17 protein-coding genes are annotated in these 19,529 nt (G+C 69.7%); 11 read left to right on the forward strand and 6 right to left on the reverse strand.

Going from position 1 to position 19,529, the window contains the following annotated elements; all coding sequences use genetic code 11:
* Positions 1 to 89 precede the first annotated feature (89 nt).
* On the forward strand, positions 90 to 914 hold the full coding sequence (locus IEV93_RS22630; protein WP_188492732.1) for a DUF4333 domain-containing protein: 825 nt from the start codon (positions 90 to 92) through the stop codon (positions 912 to 914).
* 13 nt (positions 915 to 927) lie between these two features.
* Here the strand turns inward: IEV93_RS22630 and IEV93_RS21265 are convergent, their stop codons facing one another.
* Complete coding sequence (locus IEV93_RS21265) at positions 928 to 1,866, reverse strand: 5'-3' exonuclease (RefSeq protein ID WP_188493309.1); 939 nt, start codon at positions 1,864 to 1,866, stop codon at positions 928 to 930.
* A 68-nt stretch (positions 1,867 to 1,934) separates the two neighbouring features.
* Here IEV93_RS21265 and IEV93_RS21270 point away from each other — a divergent pair, with 68 nt between their 5' ends.
* Entirely contained in the window at positions 1,935 to 3,050 is a 1,116-nt protein-coding gene (locus tag IEV93_RS21270; RefSeq protein ID WP_188492734.1) for a M24 family metallopeptidase, read from the forward strand.
* 7 nt (positions 3,051 to 3,057) lie between these two features.
* Here the strand turns inward: IEV93_RS21270 and IEV93_RS21275 are convergent, their stop codons facing one another.
* Complete coding sequence (locus IEV93_RS21275; protein WP_188492736.1) at positions 3,058 to 3,438, reverse strand: hypothetical protein; 381 nt, start codon at positions 3,436 to 3,438, stop codon at positions 3,058 to 3,060.
* Between the two features lie 4 nt (positions 3,439 to 3,442).
* Positions 3,443 to 3,853: a pyridoxamine 5'-phosphate oxidase family protein gene (locus IEV93_RS21280; RefSeq protein WP_188492738.1), complete on the reverse strand. Its 411-nt coding sequence runs from the start codon at positions 3,851 to 3,853 to the stop codon at positions 3,443 to 3,445.
* Positions 3,854 to 4,153: 300 nt separating this feature from the next.
* Here IEV93_RS21280 and dprE2 point away from each other — a divergent pair, with 300 nt between their 5' ends.
* From dprE2 to IEV93_RS21300, 4 genes are read left to right on the forward strand one after another with little or no spacing between them, the layout of a single operon-like run.
* Entirely contained in the window at positions 4,154 to 4,942 is a 789-nt protein-coding gene (dprE2, locus tag IEV93_RS21285) for a decaprenylphospho-beta-D-erythro-pentofuranosid-2-ulose 2-reductase (RefSeq protein WP_188492741.1), read from the forward strand.
* Between the two features lie 7 nt (positions 4,943 to 4,949).
* Positions 4,950 to 6,155, forward strand: coding sequence for a precorrin-6y C5,15-methyltransferase (decarboxylating) subunit CbiE (cbiE, locus tag IEV93_RS21290; protein WP_188492743.1), 1,206 nt, complete (start codon positions 4,950 to 4,952; stop codon positions 6,153 to 6,155).
* A complete protein-coding gene (cobM, locus tag IEV93_RS21295; protein WP_188492745.1) occupies positions 6,152 to 6,925 on the forward strand; it encodes a precorrin-4 C(11)-methyltransferase in 774 nt (257 codons plus the stop codon). Before cbiE ends, cobM begins: the two co-directional genes overlap by 4 nt.
* Positions 6,922 to 7,677 carry a cobalt-precorrin-6A reductase gene (locus IEV93_RS21300; protein WP_188492747.1) on the forward strand — a complete coding sequence of 252 codons (756 nt, stop codon included), beginning with the start codon at positions 6,922 to 6,924 and terminating at the stop codon, positions 7,675 to 7,677. Before cobM ends, IEV93_RS21300 begins: the two co-directional genes overlap by 4 nt.
* Here IEV93_RS21300 and cobJ read toward each other — a convergent pair.
* Genes cobJ through cobG form a run of 3 tightly spaced genes read right to left on the reverse strand, consistent with a single transcriptional unit; the run spans position 7,643 to position 10,967 of the window.
* Positions 7,643 to 9,175: a precorrin-3B C(17)-methyltransferase gene (cobJ, locus tag IEV93_RS21305; RefSeq protein ID WP_188492750.1), complete on the reverse strand. Its 1,533-nt coding sequence runs from the start codon at positions 9,173 to 9,175 to the stop codon at positions 7,643 to 7,645. The two genes, IEV93_RS21300 and cobJ, sit on opposite strands and share 35 nt — an antisense overlap.
* Positions 9,172 to 9,795 carry a precorrin-8X methylmutase gene (locus IEV93_RS21310; RefSeq protein WP_188493311.1) on the reverse strand — a complete coding sequence of 208 codons (624 nt, stop codon included), beginning with the start codon at positions 9,793 to 9,795 and terminating at the stop codon, positions 9,172 to 9,174. Before IEV93_RS21310 ends, cobJ begins: the two co-directional genes overlap by 4 nt.
* Before the next feature lie 8 nt (positions 9,796 to 9,803).
* Positions 9,804 to 10,967 (reverse strand): precorrin-3B synthase, encoded by a 1,164-nt coding sequence (cobG, locus tag IEV93_RS21315; protein ID WP_188492752.1) that lies wholly within the window; start codon positions 10,965 to 10,967, stop codon positions 9,804 to 9,806.
* Positions 10,968 to 11,154: 187 nt separating this feature from the next.
* On the opposite strand from cobG, the gene cobN reads away from it, so the two are divergent.
* From cobN to IEV93_RS21340, 5 genes are all read left to right on the forward strand, one after another.
* Positions 11,155 to 14,778 (forward strand): cobaltochelatase subunit CobN, encoded by a 3,624-nt coding sequence (cobN, locus tag IEV93_RS21320; RefSeq protein ID WP_188492754.1) that lies wholly within the window; start codon positions 11,155 to 11,157, stop codon positions 14,776 to 14,778.
* Between the two features lie 88 nt (positions 14,779 to 14,866).
* Complete coding sequence (locus IEV93_RS21325) at positions 14,867 to 15,331, forward strand: FxsA family protein (RefSeq protein WP_188492756.1); 465 nt, start codon at positions 14,867 to 14,869, stop codon at positions 15,329 to 15,331.
* A gap of 73 nt (positions 15,332 to 15,404) precedes the next feature.
* Positions 15,405 to 17,015 carry an amidohydrolase gene (locus IEV93_RS21330; RefSeq protein WP_188492758.1) on the forward strand — a complete coding sequence of 537 codons (1,611 nt, stop codon included), beginning with the start codon at positions 15,405 to 15,407 and terminating at the stop codon, positions 17,013 to 17,015.
* An 80-nt stretch (positions 17,016 to 17,095) separates the two neighbouring features.
* The gene (gene lnt / locus IEV93_RS21335) at positions 17,096 to 18,691 is read left to right on the forward strand and encodes an apolipoprotein N-acyltransferase (protein ID WP_188493313.1); all 1,596 of its coding nucleotides are present in this window, start codon (positions 17,096 to 17,098) and stop codon (positions 18,689 to 18,691) included.
* Positions 18,672 to 19,475, forward strand: coding sequence for a polyprenol monophosphomannose synthase (locus IEV93_RS21340; protein ID WP_188492760.1), 804 nt, complete (start codon positions 18,672 to 18,674; stop codon positions 19,473 to 19,475). The genes lnt and IEV93_RS21340 overlap by 20 nt, the downstream gene beginning before the upstream one ends.
* The last annotated feature ends 54 nt before the right edge of the window (positions 19,476 to 19,529 follow it).

Consider the following 19,529-nt stretch of genomic DNA (forward strand, 5'->3'; position numbering starts at 1 on the left):
TCACCCCCGGTGCCGTGCGGTATGTTCGGTCTCGACAGCGGGCCGCAGCGCGGACGCGCACGGCCATGTTCTGATCAGCGGAGGGAACCATGAGCGACCCCCACAACCCCGACGATCCTCGCCAGCAGGGGGACCAGGGCGCTCCCGCCGGTGGCCCGGATGCCGGCAGTCCGTGGTCGGGTGGATACCAGCAGCCCGACCCGAACCAACCGCGATACGACCAGGGCCAGCCGCAGTACGGACAGACTCCCTACGGCCAGCCTCAATACGGCCAGCCCCAATATGGTCAGCCCCAGTACGGACAATCACCCGCCTACGGGCAGCCGCCGACGGGTGCATCCCCGTACGGACAGCCCGGTGCCGAGCAGCCGGGCCCGTACACGGGTCCGAGCCAGCCGCAATACGGACAGCAGTCCTACGGCGATCCCCAGTACGGACAGCCGTACGGCCAGCCCGGTCAGGAGCAGCAGCCCTACGGTCAGCCCGCCTACGGGGCGCCGGGGCAGCAGCAGTACGCCCAGACGTCTGCCGGTGCGCCCACCGCGCCAGGCCAGGACCAGTTCGCCGGGATGAACCGTCCGCTGCGGGACCGGAAACCGTTCCGGATCGCGGTCGTCGGTGGCGTGGTGGCGATCGTGGTCATCGTGCTCGCCATCACCGCGTTCGTCGCCCCGGGCTTCGCGGTGAACAAGGAACTCAACCAGTCCGCGGTGCAGGACGGCGTCAAGTCGATCCTCGAGAAGGACTACCAGGCAACCGAGGTGGGCGGCGTCAGCTGCCCGGACGGGCAGAAGGTGGAGAAGGGCAAGTCATTCGACTGCACCGCCACCGTCGCCGGCGCACAGCAGAAGGTGACCATCACCTTCCTCGACGACAACGGTCGTTACGAGGTCGGTCGACCCACCGCGAACTGATCCGCGCGGTCGGTCACCAGCGTTCGCTCCACCCCAGCGCCGTGGCCAACCGGTTCACCGACGAACCGATCCCGAGTTCGGCGACGAGCGCGGTGATCCGGTCCGGGTCGGCAGGCACCGCCGGGATGATGCCCTCTCCGTCGCCCTCGATCTCGGCGTCGGTGCGCACGAAGACCACGGTCCGGGCGGCCTGCAGGTAATCCGCCGCGTCGACGATCGATGACCGGATGCGGGGCGAGATCGACTTGTCGCCGGATCGTGCCGCGGCCTCGATGTCGTCGAGGGTTCCGAACTGCGCCAACAGCTTTGCCGCGGTCTTCTCACCGACCCCGGTCACGCCGGGTAGTCCGTCGGACGGATCGCCACGCAGCATCGCCAACTCGGCGTAGGCGGTACCGGGGCGGGCCGGCGGCACGTCGTATCGTTCGGCGACCTCCTCGGGACCGAACATCTCGGCGCGGTTGACGCCTTTGCCGACATACAGCACCCGTACCTCGACGGGATCGTCGACGACCACCTGCAGCAGATCGCGGTCACCGCTGACGACGACCACGGGATCCTCTGTCTCGGAGTCGGCGAGGGTGCCGATGACATCGTCGGCCTCGCATCCGTGCGCCCCGGCGCTAGCAAGACCGGCGGCGGCCAGGAAGTCGGCGATCATGTCGACCTGCGGGGTGAGGGTGTCGGGCACCTCTTCCACGGAGTTGCCGTCCGCGACCACCTCCGCGACGCGGTGCGCCTTGTACGACGGGATCAGATCGGTGCGGAACTTCGGACGCCAGTCGTAGTCGAGGCAGACGACCAAGCGGCGAGGGTGTTCGCGGTTGACCAGTACCGCGATCATGTCGACGAATCCGCGGATCGCGTTGACCGGACGACCGTCGGGCGCGGTGATCTTCTCGGGGATCCCGTGGAAGGCGCGGAACCAGAGGCTCGCGCCATCGAGCAACATCACCGGAGCTGTCATAGCTGATCACTGTGCCAGATGCCCCGGGGGACCGATCGCCTACGGTGGAAGCCATGACTGAGCAACGGTTTTCGAGTCAGGTGTACGCCGATCGTCTCGCCCGGGCGGCTGCGGTCGCCGGCGAGGCGCAGGTCGAGGCGTTGATCATCGGCCCCGGACCCGACCTCGAGTACCTCACCGGGTCGACGGCGAGCACGTTCGAGCGACTGACCGCACTGGTTGTGCCCGCGTCCGGCCCACCGTGGGTGGTCGTCCCGCGTCTCGAACTCGCCGCGCTGCGGGCGTCTGCGGTCGGCGATCTCGGTATCGACACCCGCGACTGGGTGGACGGCGAAGACCCCTACTCGCTGGCCCTGGACGGGATCGCCGCCGGTGCGGTGGTGGCCGTGTCGGACGCGTTGCCCGCCCTGCACCTCATCCCGTTGGCCGACCGGCTGGGATCTGCGCCGATCCTGGCGACCCCGGTGCTGAGTCGCTTGCGAATGATCAAGGACCCCGCCGAGATCGACGCCCTGCGGCGGGCCGGCGCAGCGATCGACCGGGTGCACGCCCGGATGGGTGAGTTCCTGATCGCGGGTCGGACCGAACGTCAGGTCGCCGACGACATCACCGCCGCTATCATCGCCGAGGGTCACACCGAGGCGGCGTTCGTCATCGTCGGGTCAGGACCGAACGGCGCCGACCCGCACCACGAGGTCTCCGACCGCGTTATCTCCTCGGGGGACATCGTCGTCATCGACATAGGCGGACCCGTTGCGCCGGGGTACAACTCGGACTCCACCCGGACCTACGCCGTCGGGGCGCCCTCAGCCGACATCGCGTCGCAGGTCGCCATCCTTGAGCGTGCCCAGCAGGCGGCGGTCGACGCGGTGCGCCCCGGAGCCCGGGCGCACGACGTCGACGCGGCCGCACGCGACGTCCTCGTCGACGCCGGACTCGGCGAGCAGTTCATCCATCGGACCGGTCACGGCATCGGGCTGTCGGTCCACGAGGAGCCCTACATCGTCGCCGGCAGCGACGTCACACTCGAGGCCGGTATGGCGTTCAGCATCGAGCCGGGTATCTACTTCGGTGGGCGGTGGGGTGCGCGCATCGAGGACATCGTGGTCGTGACCGACGACGGCTGCGAGCCCGTCAACACCAGGCCGCACGGACTGACCACCCTCTAGGAGAGGATCACAGATCCGGGCGCGCGGTGACCTCGTCGACGAGGTCGGCAGCGTCCTTGAGGTTCAGCCCGGGGTGCTGTTCGCGCAGCCTTCGAACCGCCTTGATGCGCCCGTCGGTGGTCTCCAGTGCATGGATGACGTCGTCGAAGGGGACCGTCGCCGGATTCTTGCGCGGGTAGGAGATCGACGGCCGCTCGCGACCGGTGACCGTGCGATAGGCCGTCCACAGGATGCTGAGGGTCAGCAAGACCGCTACGACCGCAACAGTTATCCGATACGCCGACGGGCGATTGAACGCTTCTGCCACGTAGAAGACCGTGAGAACCAGAACACAGGTGTTCATGACACGACCGGCCCAGGTCTCGAGCTTCTTCCTGCGCTGGGACACGTCGTCAGGCCTCGGTCGAGAGCAGACTCTGCGACCCCAGGATCCGGGTGACGCTGATCTCGATGACCACGCGGCGCGGGTTCACCTTGGGCTGGCGGTAGCGCAGGGCGTAGCGGCGAACCGCCTCGGCGATGTCGTCGGCGTCGCGACTGATGCGCGCAGGCCCTTCCAGGGTGAGCCACCGGGGACCGTCGACGTGGGTCACCGACGCGTACTGACCGCGGTCGGTGTTGCGGACCTTCTGGCTGCCCTCGAAGGTGATGACGCGCGCCAATTGGCGTTCGGGATCGTAGGTGACGCCGACCGCGACCGAGTGCGGGGTGTTGTCGGCGCGCAGCGTGGTGAGGCTCGCGAGATGTCGGTCGGTGAGGAACTCCAGGGCGGCAGGGGTCAGATCACTCGCGGTACGGGGCACGCACCCAGCGTATCCGCGCTCCGCGGAGCGCGGCCCCACCCCTGCCGAGCGGGCCCTGACCACCCGCCGACCGTGCCCAAATCACCCGCCGAGCGGGCCCTTACTACCCGCCGACCGTGCCCAAATCACCCGCCGACTGTGCCGTAGGTGCCCATCGAGTGGGCCGATAATGGCGTCGTCTCGCTCAGATGCGTCTGCCGCCGTCGGTTGGGGCACCGTCGATGCGTCGTTTCGGCCCGCTCGGCGGGTCGGTTCGGCACGTTCGGCGGGGTGTTCGGGCCCGCTCGGCGGGATGGGACAATGACCTTCGTGACCAGAGCCGGACGATCGACGACTCCCGACGGTGTGATCCTCCTGTTGGGTGGACGCAGCGAGATCGGCCTGGACGTCGCGCGCCGCCTCGCCGACGGAGGGGTCGTCATCCTCGCCGCCCGACGCCACGACGATCTCGACGGGCAGGTCCGACTGATTCGTGACGCGGGGGCAAGCGCCGTGCACACGGCCGAGTTCGATGCAGACGACATCGCGAGCCACACCCCATTCATCGAGTCGGTCGTCGCCGAACACGGTGCCATCGGGGTCGCGGTCGTGGCGTTCGGGATCCTCGGTGACCAGCAGCGCGCCGAGACCGACGTGGCGCACGCCCTGCAGATCGCCCACACCGACTACGTCGCCCAGATCAGCGTCATCACCCCGCTGGCGCAGGTGATGCGCGCCGCCGACGCCGGGGCGATCATCGTCTTCTCGTCGGTGGCCGGCATCCGCGTGCGGCAGGCCAACTACGTCTACGGCTCGACCAAGGCCGGACTCGACGGGTTCGCGTCCGGTCTCGCCGACTCCCTGCACCACACCGGCGTCCAGGTCCTCATCGCCCGACCCGGTTTCGTCATCGGAGCGATGACCAAGGACCTGATGGACTCCGGCGTCGCACCCGCGCCCATGTCGAGCACGCCGGAGCAGGTCGCGGCCGCCGTCGTCAGAGCCTTGCACCGCGGCAAACGCACCGTCTGGATTCCCTGGGCCATCCGCCCGGCGATGTTCGGAATGCGTCTGCTTCCGCAGGCCGTGTGGCGCAAGATCCCCCGGTGACGCGGGCGTGAACGAAGCGGACATCGTCGTCGTCGGCGTTGGCGCGGATGGCTGGAACGGGCTCGGCGACACCGCCCGCGACGAACTACGCCGGGCGACGCTCATCGCGGGGTCCACCCGGCAGTTGGACCTGCTTCCCGAACTCGCCGCACGACGTCACGCGTGGAGCTCACCGATGGTCGATGACCTCCACGCGGTCCTCGACGCAGCACCACAGACGCCCGTGCACATCCTCGCCAGCGGCGACCCGATGTTCCACGGCGTCGGGACGACGATCATCCGCCATGTCGGCGCCGACCGTGTGCGGGTCATCCCCGCCGTGTCGAGCGCCTCACTGGCCGCCGCACGACTCGGATGGGACCTCACCGACACCCGCATCGTCAGCCTGGTCAGCGCACCCGTTTCCTCGCTAGCCCGCGACATCAGTGACGGGGTGCGGCTGCTGATTCTCAGCCGCGACGCCACCACACCCGAGGCGGTCGCCGCCCACCTCACCCGCTCTGGGCACGGGGAGTCGCCCGTGACGGTGCTCGAACAACTCGGCGGCACCGACGAGGCGATCGCCCAGGGGACCGCGAACACCTGGAGCCGACCGGCCGGAGACCGGCTCAACATCGTCGCGGTGGAGTGTGTCGGTCCGGCGTCGTCGCGCCAATCCGGCCTGCCCGACACCGATTTCGACAACGACGGGCAGCTGACCAAGACTGCCGTCCGAGCACTGACGATCGCCGCGTTGCGACCCGCGCCCGGTCAGCTGCTGTGGGACATCGGCGGCGGCGCCGGATCGGTCGCCATCGAGTGGTCGCGCACCGAGAGCAATTGCCGCGCTGTGGTGTTCGAGACGAACGCCACGCGTCGCGAGCGAATCGTCGGAAACGCCGACCGTCTCGGCGTCGGCACCACGATCACCGTGGCCGGCGAGGCCCCGCAGGCCCTGCACGGCGCCCCGACCCCCGACGCGATCTTCATCGGGGGCGGTCTGTGTACCGACGACATGGTCGAGGTCTGCTGGTCGGCGCTGCGAGCAGGCGGGATCATCGTTGCCAACGCGGTGACCATCGAATCGGAAGCCGCGGTGCTGCAATGGCATCGGACACACGGTGGCGAACTGAGGCGTGTCCATCTCGAGCACGCCGCCCCACTGGGGTCCATGACGACGTGGCGCCCCGTTCTGCCGGTCACACAGTGGATCGCCACCAAGGAGCACTCATGACCGTCCACTTCATCGGCGCGGGTCCCGGCGCCGCCGACCTGATCACCCTGCGGGGTGCGCAGACCCTGGCGCGGTGCCGGACCTGCCTCTACGCCGGGTCTCTCGTCCCGGACGAGATGCTCGAGCACTGCCCGCCGGATGCGGTGATGATCGACACCGCGCGGATGCCGCTCGACGAGATCATCGGCCACATGCGGACCGCACACGCAGCCGGGCACGACATCGCGCGGCTGCATTCTGGTGACCCGTCGCTGTACTCGGCGGTCGCCGAACAGATCCGGGCCCTCGACGCCGTCGGGATCGATCACGCCATCGTCCCCGGTGTGCCCGCCTTCTCCGCCGCCGCGGCGGCGCTCGGACGGGAGCTCACGGTCCCGGGGATCGGACAGTCCCTGCTGATCACGCGGGTCTCGACACTGTCGACGGACATGCCGGCGGGGGAGACGCTGGCCGAGTTGGCCGCGACCGGCGTCACCCTCGCGCTGCATCTTGCGGCCCGTCGCATCGAGCAGGTGCAGGCTGACCTCATGGAGCACTACGGTCCGCGTTGTCCCTGTGCGGTCGTCGCTTTCGCCAGCCGCGACAACGAACAGATCCTCCGGTGCACACTCGATCGACTCGCCGCCGAGACCACGGCCGCCGGAATCGTGCGGACCGCCGTGATCTTCGTCGGCCCGGTACTGGCGGCCAGCGGTTTCCCCGACAGCTACCTGTACTCGCAGGCCCGGATGACCAAGGTCGCCGGCGAGAACGGCTCCGCGCCGGCATGACCGGTCAGGGACCGGTACTGATCCTCGGCGGGACGGCCGAGGCGCGTGCTCTCGCGGCCGAGCTGCACGAGCTCGCCGTGCCCTACCTCTCGTCACTCGCGGGGCGGGTCCAACAGCCGCGGCTGCCGGTCGGCGAGGTGCGGATCGGCGGTTTCGGCGGGGCCACGGCGCTGCGCGCATGGATCACCGACCACGACTGCCGGGCCGTCATCGACGCAACCCACCCCTTCGCGCAACAGATCTCACGCAACGCAGCGGAGGCGACGGCGCCGATACCGGTGCCGCTCATCGCGTTCCGACGCCCGGAGTGGGTCCCCACGGCCGACGACGAGTGGACGGTCGTCGACGACATCACCGCGGCCGCGTCCGCGGTGTCCGCTGTGGGCAGCAGGATCCTGGTCACCACCGGACGACAGGACGTGACGGCGTTCGCCGGGGACGACTCCGCCTTCTATGCGATCCGCGTCGTCGACCCACCCACCGGTGACCTACCCCGGCACCACAAGATCATTCGGAGCCGCGGGCCCTACGATCTCGAATCCGAGCTGGCGCTGTTGCGCGACAACGACATCGACACGCTGGTGACGAAGAACAGCGGCGGGGAACACACCCGGGCGAAACTGGTCGCCGCACGAGAACTCGGGGTGAGGGTGGTGATGGTGGCACAACCGCCGTCGCCGTCCGGGGTCGATGTCGTCGACACCCTCGACGAGGTGATCAGTCGACTGCGGGACCGTAACGCCGCGAGGTGAACACGGCCGCTCCGCCGACCCGGTCGACCACCCGGGTGGTCGACGATCCGACGATGATCAGTGTGCGCATGTCGACCTGAGCCGGCACCAGCGCGCCCGCGCTCGTCACCGACACCGCCTCGTCCGGCCCACCGACGTCGCGGCCGAGGACGACGGGCCGATCGGCACCGACGATCTCGAGCAGAATCTTCTGTAGGGCCTCGACCTGCCATGTCCGACTGGCCGATCCCGGGTTGTAGATGGCGATCACCAGGTCCGCCTCGAGCGCAGCGCGGATGCGCCGTTCGATGGTCTCCCACGGCTTGAGCCGATCCGACAGCGAGATGACGGCGTAGTCGTGCCCGAGCGGCGCTCCCACCGCCGCGGCCACCGCGTTGGCCGCGGTGACACCCGGGACCACCCGCACACCGACGTGCTCCCAGGCGGGTTCGGCCGCCATCTCCACGACCGCCGACGCCATCGCGAACACCCCGGGGTCGCCCGACGAGACGACCACGACACGCGCACCGCGGGCAGCGAGATCGAGTGCCATGCAGGCCCGTTCGGACTCCACCTTGTTGTCGCTGGCGTGCATCCGCTGACCGGTGCGCGGCGAGACGCGCGCCAGGTAGGTCTTGTATCCGACGATGTCGGTCGCCCGCGCCAGTTCCGCCGCGACCTCGGGTGTGGTCCACCGGTCGGCACCGGGACCGAGACCGACCACGACCACTTCTCCGACCGGGACATCGGCCTCGGTGTCGCCGCCGGAGACGGAGTCGTCCACGGGTCGATTGAGTGCGCCGGGGACGACGACCATCGAGAAGTAGGGGACCGACGTCGGGTCGACCTCGCGGACCGGGATCACCCGCTGGGTGCCGGTCGACGCACGTTCGACGTACCAGGCCACGTCCGCGAGGCCCGCGGTCTCCAGCGCGTCGAGCACCCGCGGGAACGTCCGCCCCAACTTCATGATCGCCACGGCATCGCTGTCACGCAGCCTGCGGACCAGTTCGTCGTCGGCCATCGTGCCCGGCAACACCGTCGTGGTCTCGTCGGCCTCCACCCACGGGATACCCATCGCCGCGGTGCTCGCGCTGACCGACGTGACACCGGGGATGATCTCGGCGTCGAACTCGCCCGACAGACGTTTGTGCATGTGCATGTAGCTGCTGTAGAACAGCGGATCGCCCTCGGCGAGCAGCGCCACCGAGCGGCCGGCCCGCAGATGTGTGCCCAGTCTCTGTGCCGCCTCGCTGTAGAACTCCTCCAGCGCCCCCCGATATCCACCGGGGTGATCGGTGGTCTCCGTGGTGACCGGGTACATCAGTTCCTCGAGGACCTGTTCGCCCTCGCGTACATACGGTTTCGCGATGCCCAGCGCCACGCTGCGGCCGTGTCGCGCACAGTGGTAGGCGATCACGTCGGCCTCGCCGATCACGCGAGCGGCCTTGACGGTGACGAGCTCGCTGTCACCGGGGCCGATGCCGACACCCCAGAGTTTCCCGGCCACGTCGCTCATTCCACCGGGCTCGCCAGCGCGTTCACCGCGGCGGCGGTGATGGCCGACCCGCCGCGTCGGCCCAGCACGGTGATGAACTCCAGATCGGTGCGTTCGGCCAGTGCCGCACAGGATTCCGCCGCGCCGATGAATCCGACCGGTGCCCCGACGACGGCCGCGGGACGGGGACCCCCGGCGTCGATCTGTTCGAGCAACGCGAACAGCGCGGTGGGTGCGTTGCCGATGGCGACAACGGCACCCTCGAGCATCGGTTCCCACAGGTGCACGGCGGCAGCGGTTCTCGTGGTGTGCAGTTGCTCGGCCAACTCCGGGGTGCGGGGATCACCGAGCAGACACAGGACGTCGTTGTCGACGGGCAGACGACGCCGGGTCACCCCGGAGGCGACCATGGTCGCGTCGCAGAGGATCGGTGCGCCCCCCTCGAGCGCCGACCGTGCCGCGCGGACGAGGCCCGGCGTCGCGACGACGTCGGCGGGGAGGTCGGTCTGGCCGCACGCATGGATCATGCGGACGACGACCCGTTCGACATCGTCGTCGTAGGACGACAGGTCGGACTCGGCCCGGATGGTTGCGAAGGACTGCCGGTAGATCTCGGCGCCGTCGTGGATGTAGGAGTACATATCGGAACTCACGATAGCGGCGAATCGCCGATGCTCTGACGCTCGTATCCGTCGCCGACGGCCAGCACCTGCACATGCGGGGTGTGTGGGGTCCCACACGCCCGCTCACAACCGACCCAGTGCTGACGCTCACCGGCGGTGACCTCGCCGTCATCGACGGCGCGCTCCAGATCGGCCCGCACGTCGGCGTGGGACTTGGCGCAGCCGGGGGATCCGACACACGAGGTGGCGCTCGCCCAGGGCGAGTTGGCGTCGAAGATCAGACCCATCGGGGCGAGGACGCGGACCACGGCCTCCGCCTCGCCCTCGGTCAGGTCGACCAGCACGATCGAGCGCCACGGGGTCACGATCACCGGCACGCCCACCGCCACGATGATCTCGGCGGTTCGGGCGGGCAACAGTCCGTGGGCCAGGACCGCTCCGAGGGCGACGCGACCGTCGGCCTGGTCGAACCACCCCACCGGCGCCGAGCCGACCACGGCGAAGTCGACCTTCTCCGCGGTGGGCTCGCGACCGATGTGCGACAACACTGCGTCGACCCCGCCCGGGATCTCGGCGATCCGCCACTGCGTGGTCCGTTCACGACCGAAGCCGCGGGCGACGTCGATCATCGTGTCCACGGCGTCGGCGGGCGGGACCCGCACGCCGCTGTCCGCACCGGCCACAACCAGCGCGAACTCGTCGCCGGTGGCGTGCACCCCGATGTCGGCGTCGAGCCCGGTGACGTCACCGCGCCCGTCGTCGACGGTGAACAGGATGCGTCCGGGCAGGTCGGCGAGGTCGGGATCAGCACGCAGCGCCTCGTCGAGTCCGGTCACGATCTCCGACACGTCCGGCCCGTCACCGACACGACCGGCCAACGGCGACGCCAGGATGTTCCGGACCCGCTCGTGGGTCTCCGACGGCAGCAGGCCGGCCGCGGCAAGGCGTGCCGCGAGGTCGTCGGGATCGGTCACGGCGCGGAACTGCACGTTGCCACGACTGGTGAGTTCGAGATCTCCGGTGGACAGTTCCCGCGACGCGGTGGCCAGCACCGACAGCTGCTCGGGGGTGAGCATGCCGCCCGGCAGACGTACCCGCGCGAGCGCGCCGTCGGAGGCCTGATGCAGCTGCAGGGCGCCCGGGCATGCATCGGCCCGCGTCCTGCGGGACTCCTCCGGCGACGTATCCACGCGCTCCAGGTTACGACCGGAGGGCGTCGGCCCCGTACGATCGCACCTGAGCGGTGCGGAAACCGGTGTGAATCCGGTGCGGTCGCGCCACTGTGACCTGCGGCGACGCGGGAAGTCAGACCCGATCCGCTCGCTGCGCACGTCCACCGAACCACCGGGGCGCGAAACCCCAAGGGAGGCACCACCCGTGATCCTGTTGCTGTCCACATCGGACACCGATCTCTCGAGTGCGCGTGCCAGCGGCGGCGACTACCGCTACGCCAACTGCAACCGGATCCTGGTCTCCGAGGACCTCCCGACGATGCTCGACGGCGTCGACCTGGTCATCGTGCGCATCCTCGGTGGCCGGCAGATGTGGGACAACGGCGTCGACGCGGTCCTGAGGTCCGGGCTGCCCGTGGTGATGCTCGGCGGCGAGATGGCCCCCGACGCCGCACTGATGGAGCTCTCCACGGTGCCCGCGAACGTCGCCTCGCAGGCCCACACGTACTTCGCCGAGGGCGGACCGGAGAACCTGCTGCAACTGAGCTGGTTCCTGTCCGACACGGTGCTGCTCACCGGGCACGGTTTCGATCCACCCTTCCACGCCCCGACGTGGGGCGTCCTGGACCGACCCGCCCTCGACACCGACGACGGTCCGACCGTCGCCGTCCTCTACTACCGAGCCCAGCACCTCTCCGGCAACACCGGCTACATCCACGCGCTGTGCGACGCCATCGAGACCGCGGGCGCCCGACCGCTCCCGATCTACTGCGCGTCGTTGCGCTCGGCCCCGCCCGAACTCCTCGAGGCTCTGCGTCAGGCCGACTCGATGGTCGTGACGGTCCTCGCGGCCGGCGGGACCAAACCGGCCGGGGCGACCGCCGGTGGCGACGACGAGTCGTGGAACGTCGCCGAGCTCGCCGCGCTCGACGTCCCGATCCTGCAGGGCCTGTGCCTGACGAGCAGCCGCGCGACGTGGGCCGACGGCGACGACGGCATGACCCCGCTGGACGTCGCGACGCAGGTCGCCGTCCCCGAGTTCGACGGACGCATCATCACGGTCCCGTTCTCGTTCAAGGAGATCGACTCCGACGGTCTGAGCACCTACGTCCCCGACCTCGAGCGCTGTGCCCGGGTCGCTGGCATCGCCACCCGGCACGCGCGCCTGCGCCACATCGAGCCCGCGGACAAGCGTGTCGTGCTGATGCTCTCGGCGTACCCCACCAAGCACGCCCGCATCGGTAACGCCGTGGGTCTGGACACCCCGGCCAGCACCATCCGCATCCTCACCGCGATGCGCGCCGCCGGGTACGAGATGGGACCGGAGGAGGGGGAGCACGCCATCCCCGGACTCGCGGCCCGCGACGGCGACGCGCTCATCCACGCTCTCATCGAGGCCGGCGGCCAGGATCCGGACTGGCTGACCGCAGAACAGCTCGAACGGAACCCGATCCGCATCTCGGCGGCGCTGTACCGCGAATGGTTCGACACCCTGCCCGAGGATTTCCGCGCGCAGGTCGTCGACCACTGGGGCCCGCCTCCCGGTGAGCTCTACGTGGACCGCTCGTCGGATCCGGACGGCGAGATCGTCATCGCCGCACTGCAGTTCGCCAACGTGCTGCTGATGGTCCAGCCGCCGCGCGGGTTCGGCGAGAACCCCATCGCGATCTATCACGACCCGAACCTCCCGCCGAGCCACCACTACCTCGCGGCGTACCGCTGGGTCGCCGCGCCGCGGGAGCGGGGCGGATTCGGCGCCGACGCGATCGTGCACATCGGCAAGCACGGCAACCTCGAGTGGCTGCCCGGCAAGACGCTTGCCATGTCGGCGTCGTGCGGCACCGACGCCGCGCTCGGGGACCTGCCGCTGATCTATCCGTTCCTCGTCAACGACCCGGGGGAGGGCACGCAGGCCAAGCGCCGGGCGCACGCCACCCTCGTCGACCACCTGATCCCGCCGATGGCCCGGGCCGAGAGCTACGGCGACATCACCCGCCTCGAGCAGTTGCTCGACGAGCACTCGAACATCACCACCCTCGACCCGGTGAAGCTGCCCGCGATCCGTCAGCAGATCTGGACGCTGATGACCGCCGCGCAGATGCACACCGACCTCGGTCTCGAGGAGCGACCGGCCGAAGAGGTCTTCGACGACATGCTGCTGCACGTCGACGGATGGCTGTGCGAGATCAAGGACGTCCAGATCCGCGACGGTCTGCACATCCTGGGCGAGGCACCCGCCGGCGAGTCCGAGATCGACATGGTGCTCGCGATGTTGCGCGCACGGCAGATGTGGGGCGGCGAGCGCAGTGTGCCCGGACTGCGGGAGGCACTCGGCCTGTCCGAGGACGGCGACGAGGTCCGCGACCGCGTCGACGAGATCGAGGTGCGCGCCCGCGGCCTGATCGCGGCGATGGCCGAGCACGACTGGTCGGTCGACGCGGTCGGCGCGGTGACCGCCGACATCGCGGTGGACGAACAGCGGGAGACCGTCGCCCGCATCCTCGAGTTCGCGGCGACTGAGGTCGTGCCGCGGCTGCGTCAGACCAACGGCGAGGTGGACCGCATCCTCCACGCGCTGAACGGCGGGTTCATCCCGTCGGGCCCCAGCGGCTCCCCGTTGCGCGGGCTGATCAACGTGCTGCCGACCGGGCGTAACTTCTACTCCGTCGACCCCAAGGCCATCCCGTCGCGTCTGGCGTGGGAGACGGGTCAGCTGATGGCCGAATCGCTCATCGAGCGCTATCAGAAGGACCACGGTGAGTACCCGCAGTCGGTGGGGTTGTCGATCTGGGGGACCAGCGCGATGCGGACCTCCGGCGACGACATCGCCGAGGTGTTCGCCCTGCTCGGCGTCCTCCCGGTGTGGGACGAGGGATCGCGGCGCGTGGTCCGACTCGAGGCCATCGGCCTGGAGGAACTCGGTCGGCCGCGCATCGACGTGACCGTCCGCATCAGCGGCTTCTTCCGCGACGCGTTCCCGCACGTGCTCGCCATGCTCGACGACGCCGTACGGCTGGTCGCCGATCTCGACGAGCCGTACGAGTCCAACTTCGTGCGCGCCCACGCACAGGCCGATCTCGCCGACCACGGCGACGAACGGCGCGCCACCACCCGCATCTTCGGGTCCAAGCCCGGCTCGTACGGCGCCGGGTTGCTGCAGCTGATCGACAGCAAGAGCTGGCGCAGCGACGAGGACCTGGCCGAGGTCTACACGACGTGGGGTGGGTTCGCCTACGGACGTGGCCTCGACGGGATCCCGGCGGCCGACGACATGCGCACCGCGTACCGGCGAATCGCGGTGGCGGCGAAGAACACCGACACCCGCGAGCACGACATCGCCGATTCCGACGACTACTTCCAGTACCACGGCGGCATGGTCGCGACGGTGCGATCCCTGACCGGGAAGTCACCCGAGGCCTACATCGGCGACAGCACCCGTCCGGAGTCGGTGCGCACCCGCACCCTTTCCGAGGAGACGGCACGCGTGTTCCGCGCCCGCGTCATCAACCCTCGCTGGCTCGACGCGATGCGCCGCCACGGATACAAGGGCGCCTTCGAGATGGCGGCGACCGTGGACTACCTGTTCGGCTACGACGCCACCACCGGCGTGGTGCAGGACTGGATGTACGAGAAGCTCACCGAGACCTACGTACTCGACGAGACGAACCGCAAGTTCATGAACGAGTCCAACCCCTGGGCTCTGCACGGCATCGCCGAACGCCTTCTCGAGGCCGCGGGCCGCGACCTCTGGCACGAACCGTCACCGGAACTGCTCGCGCAGCTGCAGCAGGTGTTCCTCGAGACCGAGGGCGACATCGAGGGCGGCTGATCCGTCCCGTCGGCCGGCCTCGGGAGAAATTCGGGCACCTCGTTCGTTGACCCGGTGAACGCAACGAGACCGACAAGGACTGATGGCCATGAAACTGCTGATATTCGCCGCTTACCCGCTCGTCGAGATCGGGGCGTTCATCGGACTGGTCTACGGCATCGGGTTCTGGTGGACGCTGCTGGCGACGTTCGCCGCGGTGGTCGTGGGGTTCGTCATGCTGCGACGGCGCGGTGCCCGGGTGTTCGCCGAACTGCGTACCGCGGCCGAGGGAACCGGCGACACCGCCCGTCCGCTGGCCGACAGCGCGCTGTTGGCCGGCTCGACCCTGCTGCTGTTCATCCCCGGCCTCGTCACCACCCTGCTGGGGATCCTGTTGATGCTCAGCCCGGTTCGCGCCGCCGCACGTCCACTCGTGGCCGCGATGGGCACCCGTCGGGTCGTCGCCCGGATGAACACGTTCTCCCGGGCCGGTCGTCCGGTCACGGTGGTCGACGGCGAGGTGGTCGAACCGGGCGGGCCCGCTCCCGCTCCCGGGTGGCGCTCGATCAACTGAGCTCCCGAGACGAGTTCCGCGGCACCGACTCCGCCGACGGTCCCGACGCACTGACAAGGCAGACTGATCCGTCGTGGGAACTCAACTCTTCGTCGGCGGTCATGTGCACTCCTCGACCACGCCCGATTCCACCGCCATCGCGGTCACCGACGGCGTCGTCGCCTGGGTCGGTTCCGATCACGTCGGACACGCACTGCATCCCACCGCTCAGGTCGAGGACCTCGACGGCGCATTCGTCGCGCCGGCGTTCGTCGACTCGCACGTCCACCTGACCTCCACGGGGTTGTCGTTGGGCGGGTTGGACCTGTCCGACGCGACGAGCCGCGAGGACTGCCTCGCCCGGCTGCGCAGGCACGCCGCCGACGTACCGCGTGGTGACCTCATCTGGGGGCTGGGGTGGGACGACTCGGCGTGGGCCGACCACGGCAGCCCGACCACCGACGAGGTCGACGCGATCGTCGGCGACCGTCCGGTGTACCTCGCCCGCATCGACGAGCACTCCGCGGTGGCGTCCTCGGCACTCCGGGTGATCGCCGGGCACGCCGCCGAGGCCGCCGGATTCGACCCCCAACAGCCGCTCACCGCCGAGGCCCACCACCTCGTCCGGGGAGCCGCACGCGGCCTGCTCAGCTCGACCCAGCGCAAGCAGGCCCAGATCCGGGCGCTCGACGAGGCCGCCGCCCACGGTGTGGTGTCGGTGCACGAGAACGGCGGCCCGGACATCAGCGGCCTCAACGACTTCGCCTCGATCGCCGATCTCGACCATCCCGTCGGGGTCCGGCGGTACTGGGGCCAGGCCGCCGCGACGGCCGACGACGCGCGCAACCTCATCGCCGCGACCGGTGCCGACGGTCTCGCCGGCGACCTGTTCATCGACGGGGCCATCGGCTCACACACCGCGTGGCTGTGCCATCCGTACTCCGACGACCCGGAGAACACCGGCGTCACCTACCTCGACGAGGACACCGTGCTAGCGCATCTACGCGCCTGCACCGAGGCGGGGATCCAGGCCGGGTTCCACCTGATCGGCGACGGCGCCACCGCGTGCGTCGTGCGCGCCTTCACGACGTTGGTCGCCGAGTTCGGCAGCGCCGCGGTCGCCCGCTGCGGACACCGCATCGAACACGCCGAGATGGTCGACGCCGCCGCCGCACAGGTGTTGGCAGGCGCCGGTGTCACCGCGAGCATGCAACCGGTCTTCGACGCCCTGTGGGGCGGCCCGGGCCAGCTGTACGAACAGCGTCTCGGTCTCGGCCGCGGCACCTCGCTGAACAACTTCGCCGCGCTGGCGCGGGCCGGCGTGACCCTGGCGTTCAGCTCGGACGCGCCGGTCACGTCGATCGATCCCTGGCAGCAGATCCGAGCCGCGGTCCACCACCACAACGCCGACAGCGCCGTGTCGCCCCGTGCCGCGTTCGCCGCGTGCACCCGCGGTGGCTGGCGGGCCTCGGGTGTCGTCGACAGCGCGTTGGGCACGTTGAGCCCGGGAGCACCGGCCGATTTCGCGATCTGGCGCGCCGACTCCCTGGTCACCGCCGGCTCATCTGATCGTGTGCAGCGGTGGTCGACCGATCCACGGGCGCGGGTCCCCGCGCTTCCTGACGTGTCGCCGGGTGTCGAACTCCCGACGTGCCTGCGCACGGTGCGCGGGGGAGAAGTCATCTACTCCGGGCCGTCCGCGTGAGCCGACTCCCATCGGTCCGAGACGTGACGCGAAGTCATGTCGCCGCGCGGACGGTCGTGTCGGTCCTCGGTGGTGTCGCCATGTGGGGTTCGTTCCCGCCCCGCAGTCTGTGGTTCCTCGGCGTCGTCTCCCTGGCGCTGCTCGCCGGGGCACTCGGGGTCGGCAGCCCGTCTGTGAAGGTCGGCGCCTGGTGCGGGCTCGTCTACGGCCTCGCGTTCTGGTTGCCGCTGCTGCCGTGGATCGGTGTCTACGTCGGGCCGTTGCCGTGGGTTGCGCTGTCGGTCGTGCTGTCGATCTACCTGGTCCTGTTCGGGGTGGTCGCCACCGTCACCATGCGACTGCCGGTGGCGCCGCTGTGGTTCGCCCTGTCCTGGGTCACCGTCGAATGGGCGCGATCATCGTTCCCGTTCGGCGGATTCCCCTGGGGTACAGCCGCGTTCGGACAGGTGAACAGCCCGTTGATCTCGGTGGCCGCGCTCGGCGGCGTGCCGACCCTGTCGTTCGCGGTGGCGCTGATGGGCGGGGCACTCGCCGGTCTGGTCGTGCTCGTGATCACCGCGGTGCGATCCCCGCGCGCGCAGCGACCCGTCGCGGCGATCGCCGGAGCGCTCGCGCTCGTCCTGGTCGCCCCGATCTGCGCGGCGGCGATGTGGCCGTCGGTCGACGCCGCCACCGACATCGGCGACCGCCCGGGCAACAGCGTCACGATCGCGGCGATCCAGGGCAACGTGCCCCGGCTCGGACTGGACTTCAACTCCCAACGGCGTGCGGTGCTCGACAACCACGTCCGGGAGACGTTGCGTCTCGCCGACGAGATCCGCGCGGGGCGCCAACCCCGACCCGACGTGGTGCTCTGGCCGGAGAACGCCTCCGACATCGACCCGCTGGCCAACTCCGACGCGTCCGCGGAGATCACGGCCGCCTCCCGGGCGGTCGGCGCCCCGATCCTGGTCGGCACCCTGGTGGAGAACCCCGACGGCCGCCCCACCAACACCGTCCTGGTGTGGGACGGGTCGAACGGCCCCATCGGGCGCTACGACAAGCACATCATCCAACCGTTCGGTGAGTACCTGCCGTGGCGATCGTTCTTCCGCAAGTTCTCCTCGTACGCCGATCAGGCGGGCAACTTCCGCCCGGGCAGCGGCAGCAGCGTGCTGCAGGTCCCCACCGCCGCGGACACCACGGTGGCGATCGGGGTGTCGACGTGCTGGGAGGTCGCCTTCGACCGCTCGGCGCGGGCGGCCGTGCGTGACGGCGCACAGATGATCTACGTGCCCACCAACAACGCCACCTTCGGTCGCACCGAGATGACCTATCAGCAGCTGGCGATGTCGCAGGTCCGGGCGGTGGAACACGGCCGCAGTGTGGCGGTCGCCGCGACCAGCGGCATCAGCGCGATAGTCGCCCCCGACGGCTCCCTGGTGTCGCAGACCGGGTTCTTCGAACCGGGGATGCTGGTCGAGCGCATCCCTCTGCACACCACGCAGACGCTCGCCACCCGGGTCGGTGCGATCCCTCAGGTCATCGCGATCATCGTCACGCTGATCGGATTTTTGGTCGCACTCGCCCTACGTATTAGGTTTGATCGACGTTTGCGTGACTCGCCGACGACATCCGAGAACGCAGCAGCCCAGCCCACCCAGTCGAAGGAGACCGATGGCACCGCGGAGACCTGAGGCCTTCGGCAGGTCCGACGGCGATCCGTCGCAGCCGGTGGGACCCGCCGGCGAGGGCACCCTCGTCATCATCCCCACCTACGACGAGCGCGAGAACCTGCCGCTCATCATCGGTCGCCTCCACGCCGCGCTGGGATCGGCGCACGTCCTCGTCGTCGACGACGGCAGCCCCGACGGCACCGGTGAACTCGCCGACGAATTGGCAGCCGCCGACGACCGCATCCACGTCATGCACCGGGCCGAGAAGAGCGGCCTGGGTGGTGCCTACATCGCCGGTTTCGGGTGGGGTCTGGAGCGCGACTACGCCGTCCTGGTCGAGATGGACGCCGACGGATCACACGCCCCCGAGCAGCTCCACCGACTCCTCGACGGGATCAACGCCGGATCCGACCTGGTGATCGGGTCGCGGTACGTGGCAGGCGGATCCCTGGTGAACTGGCCCAAGCGGCGCAAATACCTGTCCCAGGGGGCCAACACCTACTCACGGTTGGCGCTCGGGGTGAAGATCCGCGACATCACCGCCGGCTACCGGGCCTACCGCCGCGCTATCCTCGAGAAGATCGACCTCGGATCGATCGACTCGCACGGTTACTGCTTCCAGATCGATCTCGCCTGGCGGTCGATCCAGGCCGGGTTCATCGTCTCCGAGGTCCCGATCACGTTCACCGAACGCCAGATCGGTGAGTCCAAGATGAGCGGCGACGTGATCGGTGAGGCGTTCTTCAAGGTCGCCGAATGGGGCATGCGCCACCGACTCGACCGGCTCGGGCTCCGCACGCGCTGAGGGTACGAAAAAGGCACCGCGTGCATCGATGATCCGATGCACGCGGTGCCGACC

The sequence above is a fragment of the Williamsia phyllosphaerae genome, from assembly GCF_014635305.1.
Lineage (GTDB): Bacteria > Actinomycetota > Actinomycetes > Mycobacteriales > Mycobacteriaceae > Williamsia_A > Williamsia_A phyllosphaerae.

Excerpts from the sequence above, each read along its gene's own strand:
- dprE2 (WP_188492741.1), top strand. The coding sequence starts at position 4,154 with ATGACCTTCGTGACCAGAGCCGGACGATCGACGACTCCCGACGGTGTG.
- IEV93_RS21270 (WP_188492734.1), top strand. The coding sequence starts at position 1,935 with ATGACTGAGCAACGGTTTTCGAGTCAGGTGTACGCCGATCGTCTCGCC.
- cobJ (WP_188492750.1), bottom strand. The coding sequence starts at position 9,175 with ATGAGCGACGTGGCCGGGAAACTCTGGGGTGTCGGCATCGGCCCCGGT.
- cobM (WP_188492745.1), top strand. The coding sequence starts at position 6,152 with ATGACCGTCCACTTCATCGGCGCGGGTCCCGGCGCCGCCGACCTGATC.
- IEV93_RS21340 (WP_188492760.1), top strand. The coding sequence starts at position 18,672 with ATGGCACCGCGGAGACCTGAGGCCTTCGGCAGGTCCGACGGCGATCCG.
- IEV93_RS21310 (WP_188493311.1), bottom strand. The coding sequence starts at position 9,795 with ATGTACTCCTACATCCACGACGGCGCCGAGATCTACCGGCAGTCCTTC.
- IEV93_RS21300 (WP_188492747.1), top strand. The coding sequence starts at position 6,922 with ATGACCGGTCAGGGACCGGTACTGATCCTCGGCGGGACGGCCGAGGCG.
- IEV93_RS21265 (WP_188493309.1), bottom strand. The coding sequence starts at position 1,866 with ATGTTGCTCGATGGCGCGAGCCTCTGGTTCCGCGCCTTCCACGGGATC.
- lnt (WP_188493313.1), top strand. The coding sequence starts at position 17,096 with ATGTGGGGTTCGTTCCCGCCCCGCAGTCTGTGGTTCCTCGGCGTCGTC.
- IEV93_RS22630 (WP_188492732.1), top strand. The coding sequence starts at position 90 with ATGAGCGACCCCCACAACCCCGACGATCCTCGCCAGCAGGGGGACCAG.
- IEV93_RS21325 (WP_188492756.1), top strand. The coding sequence starts at position 14,867 with ATGAAACTGCTGATATTCGCCGCTTACCCGCTCGTCGAGATCGGGGCG.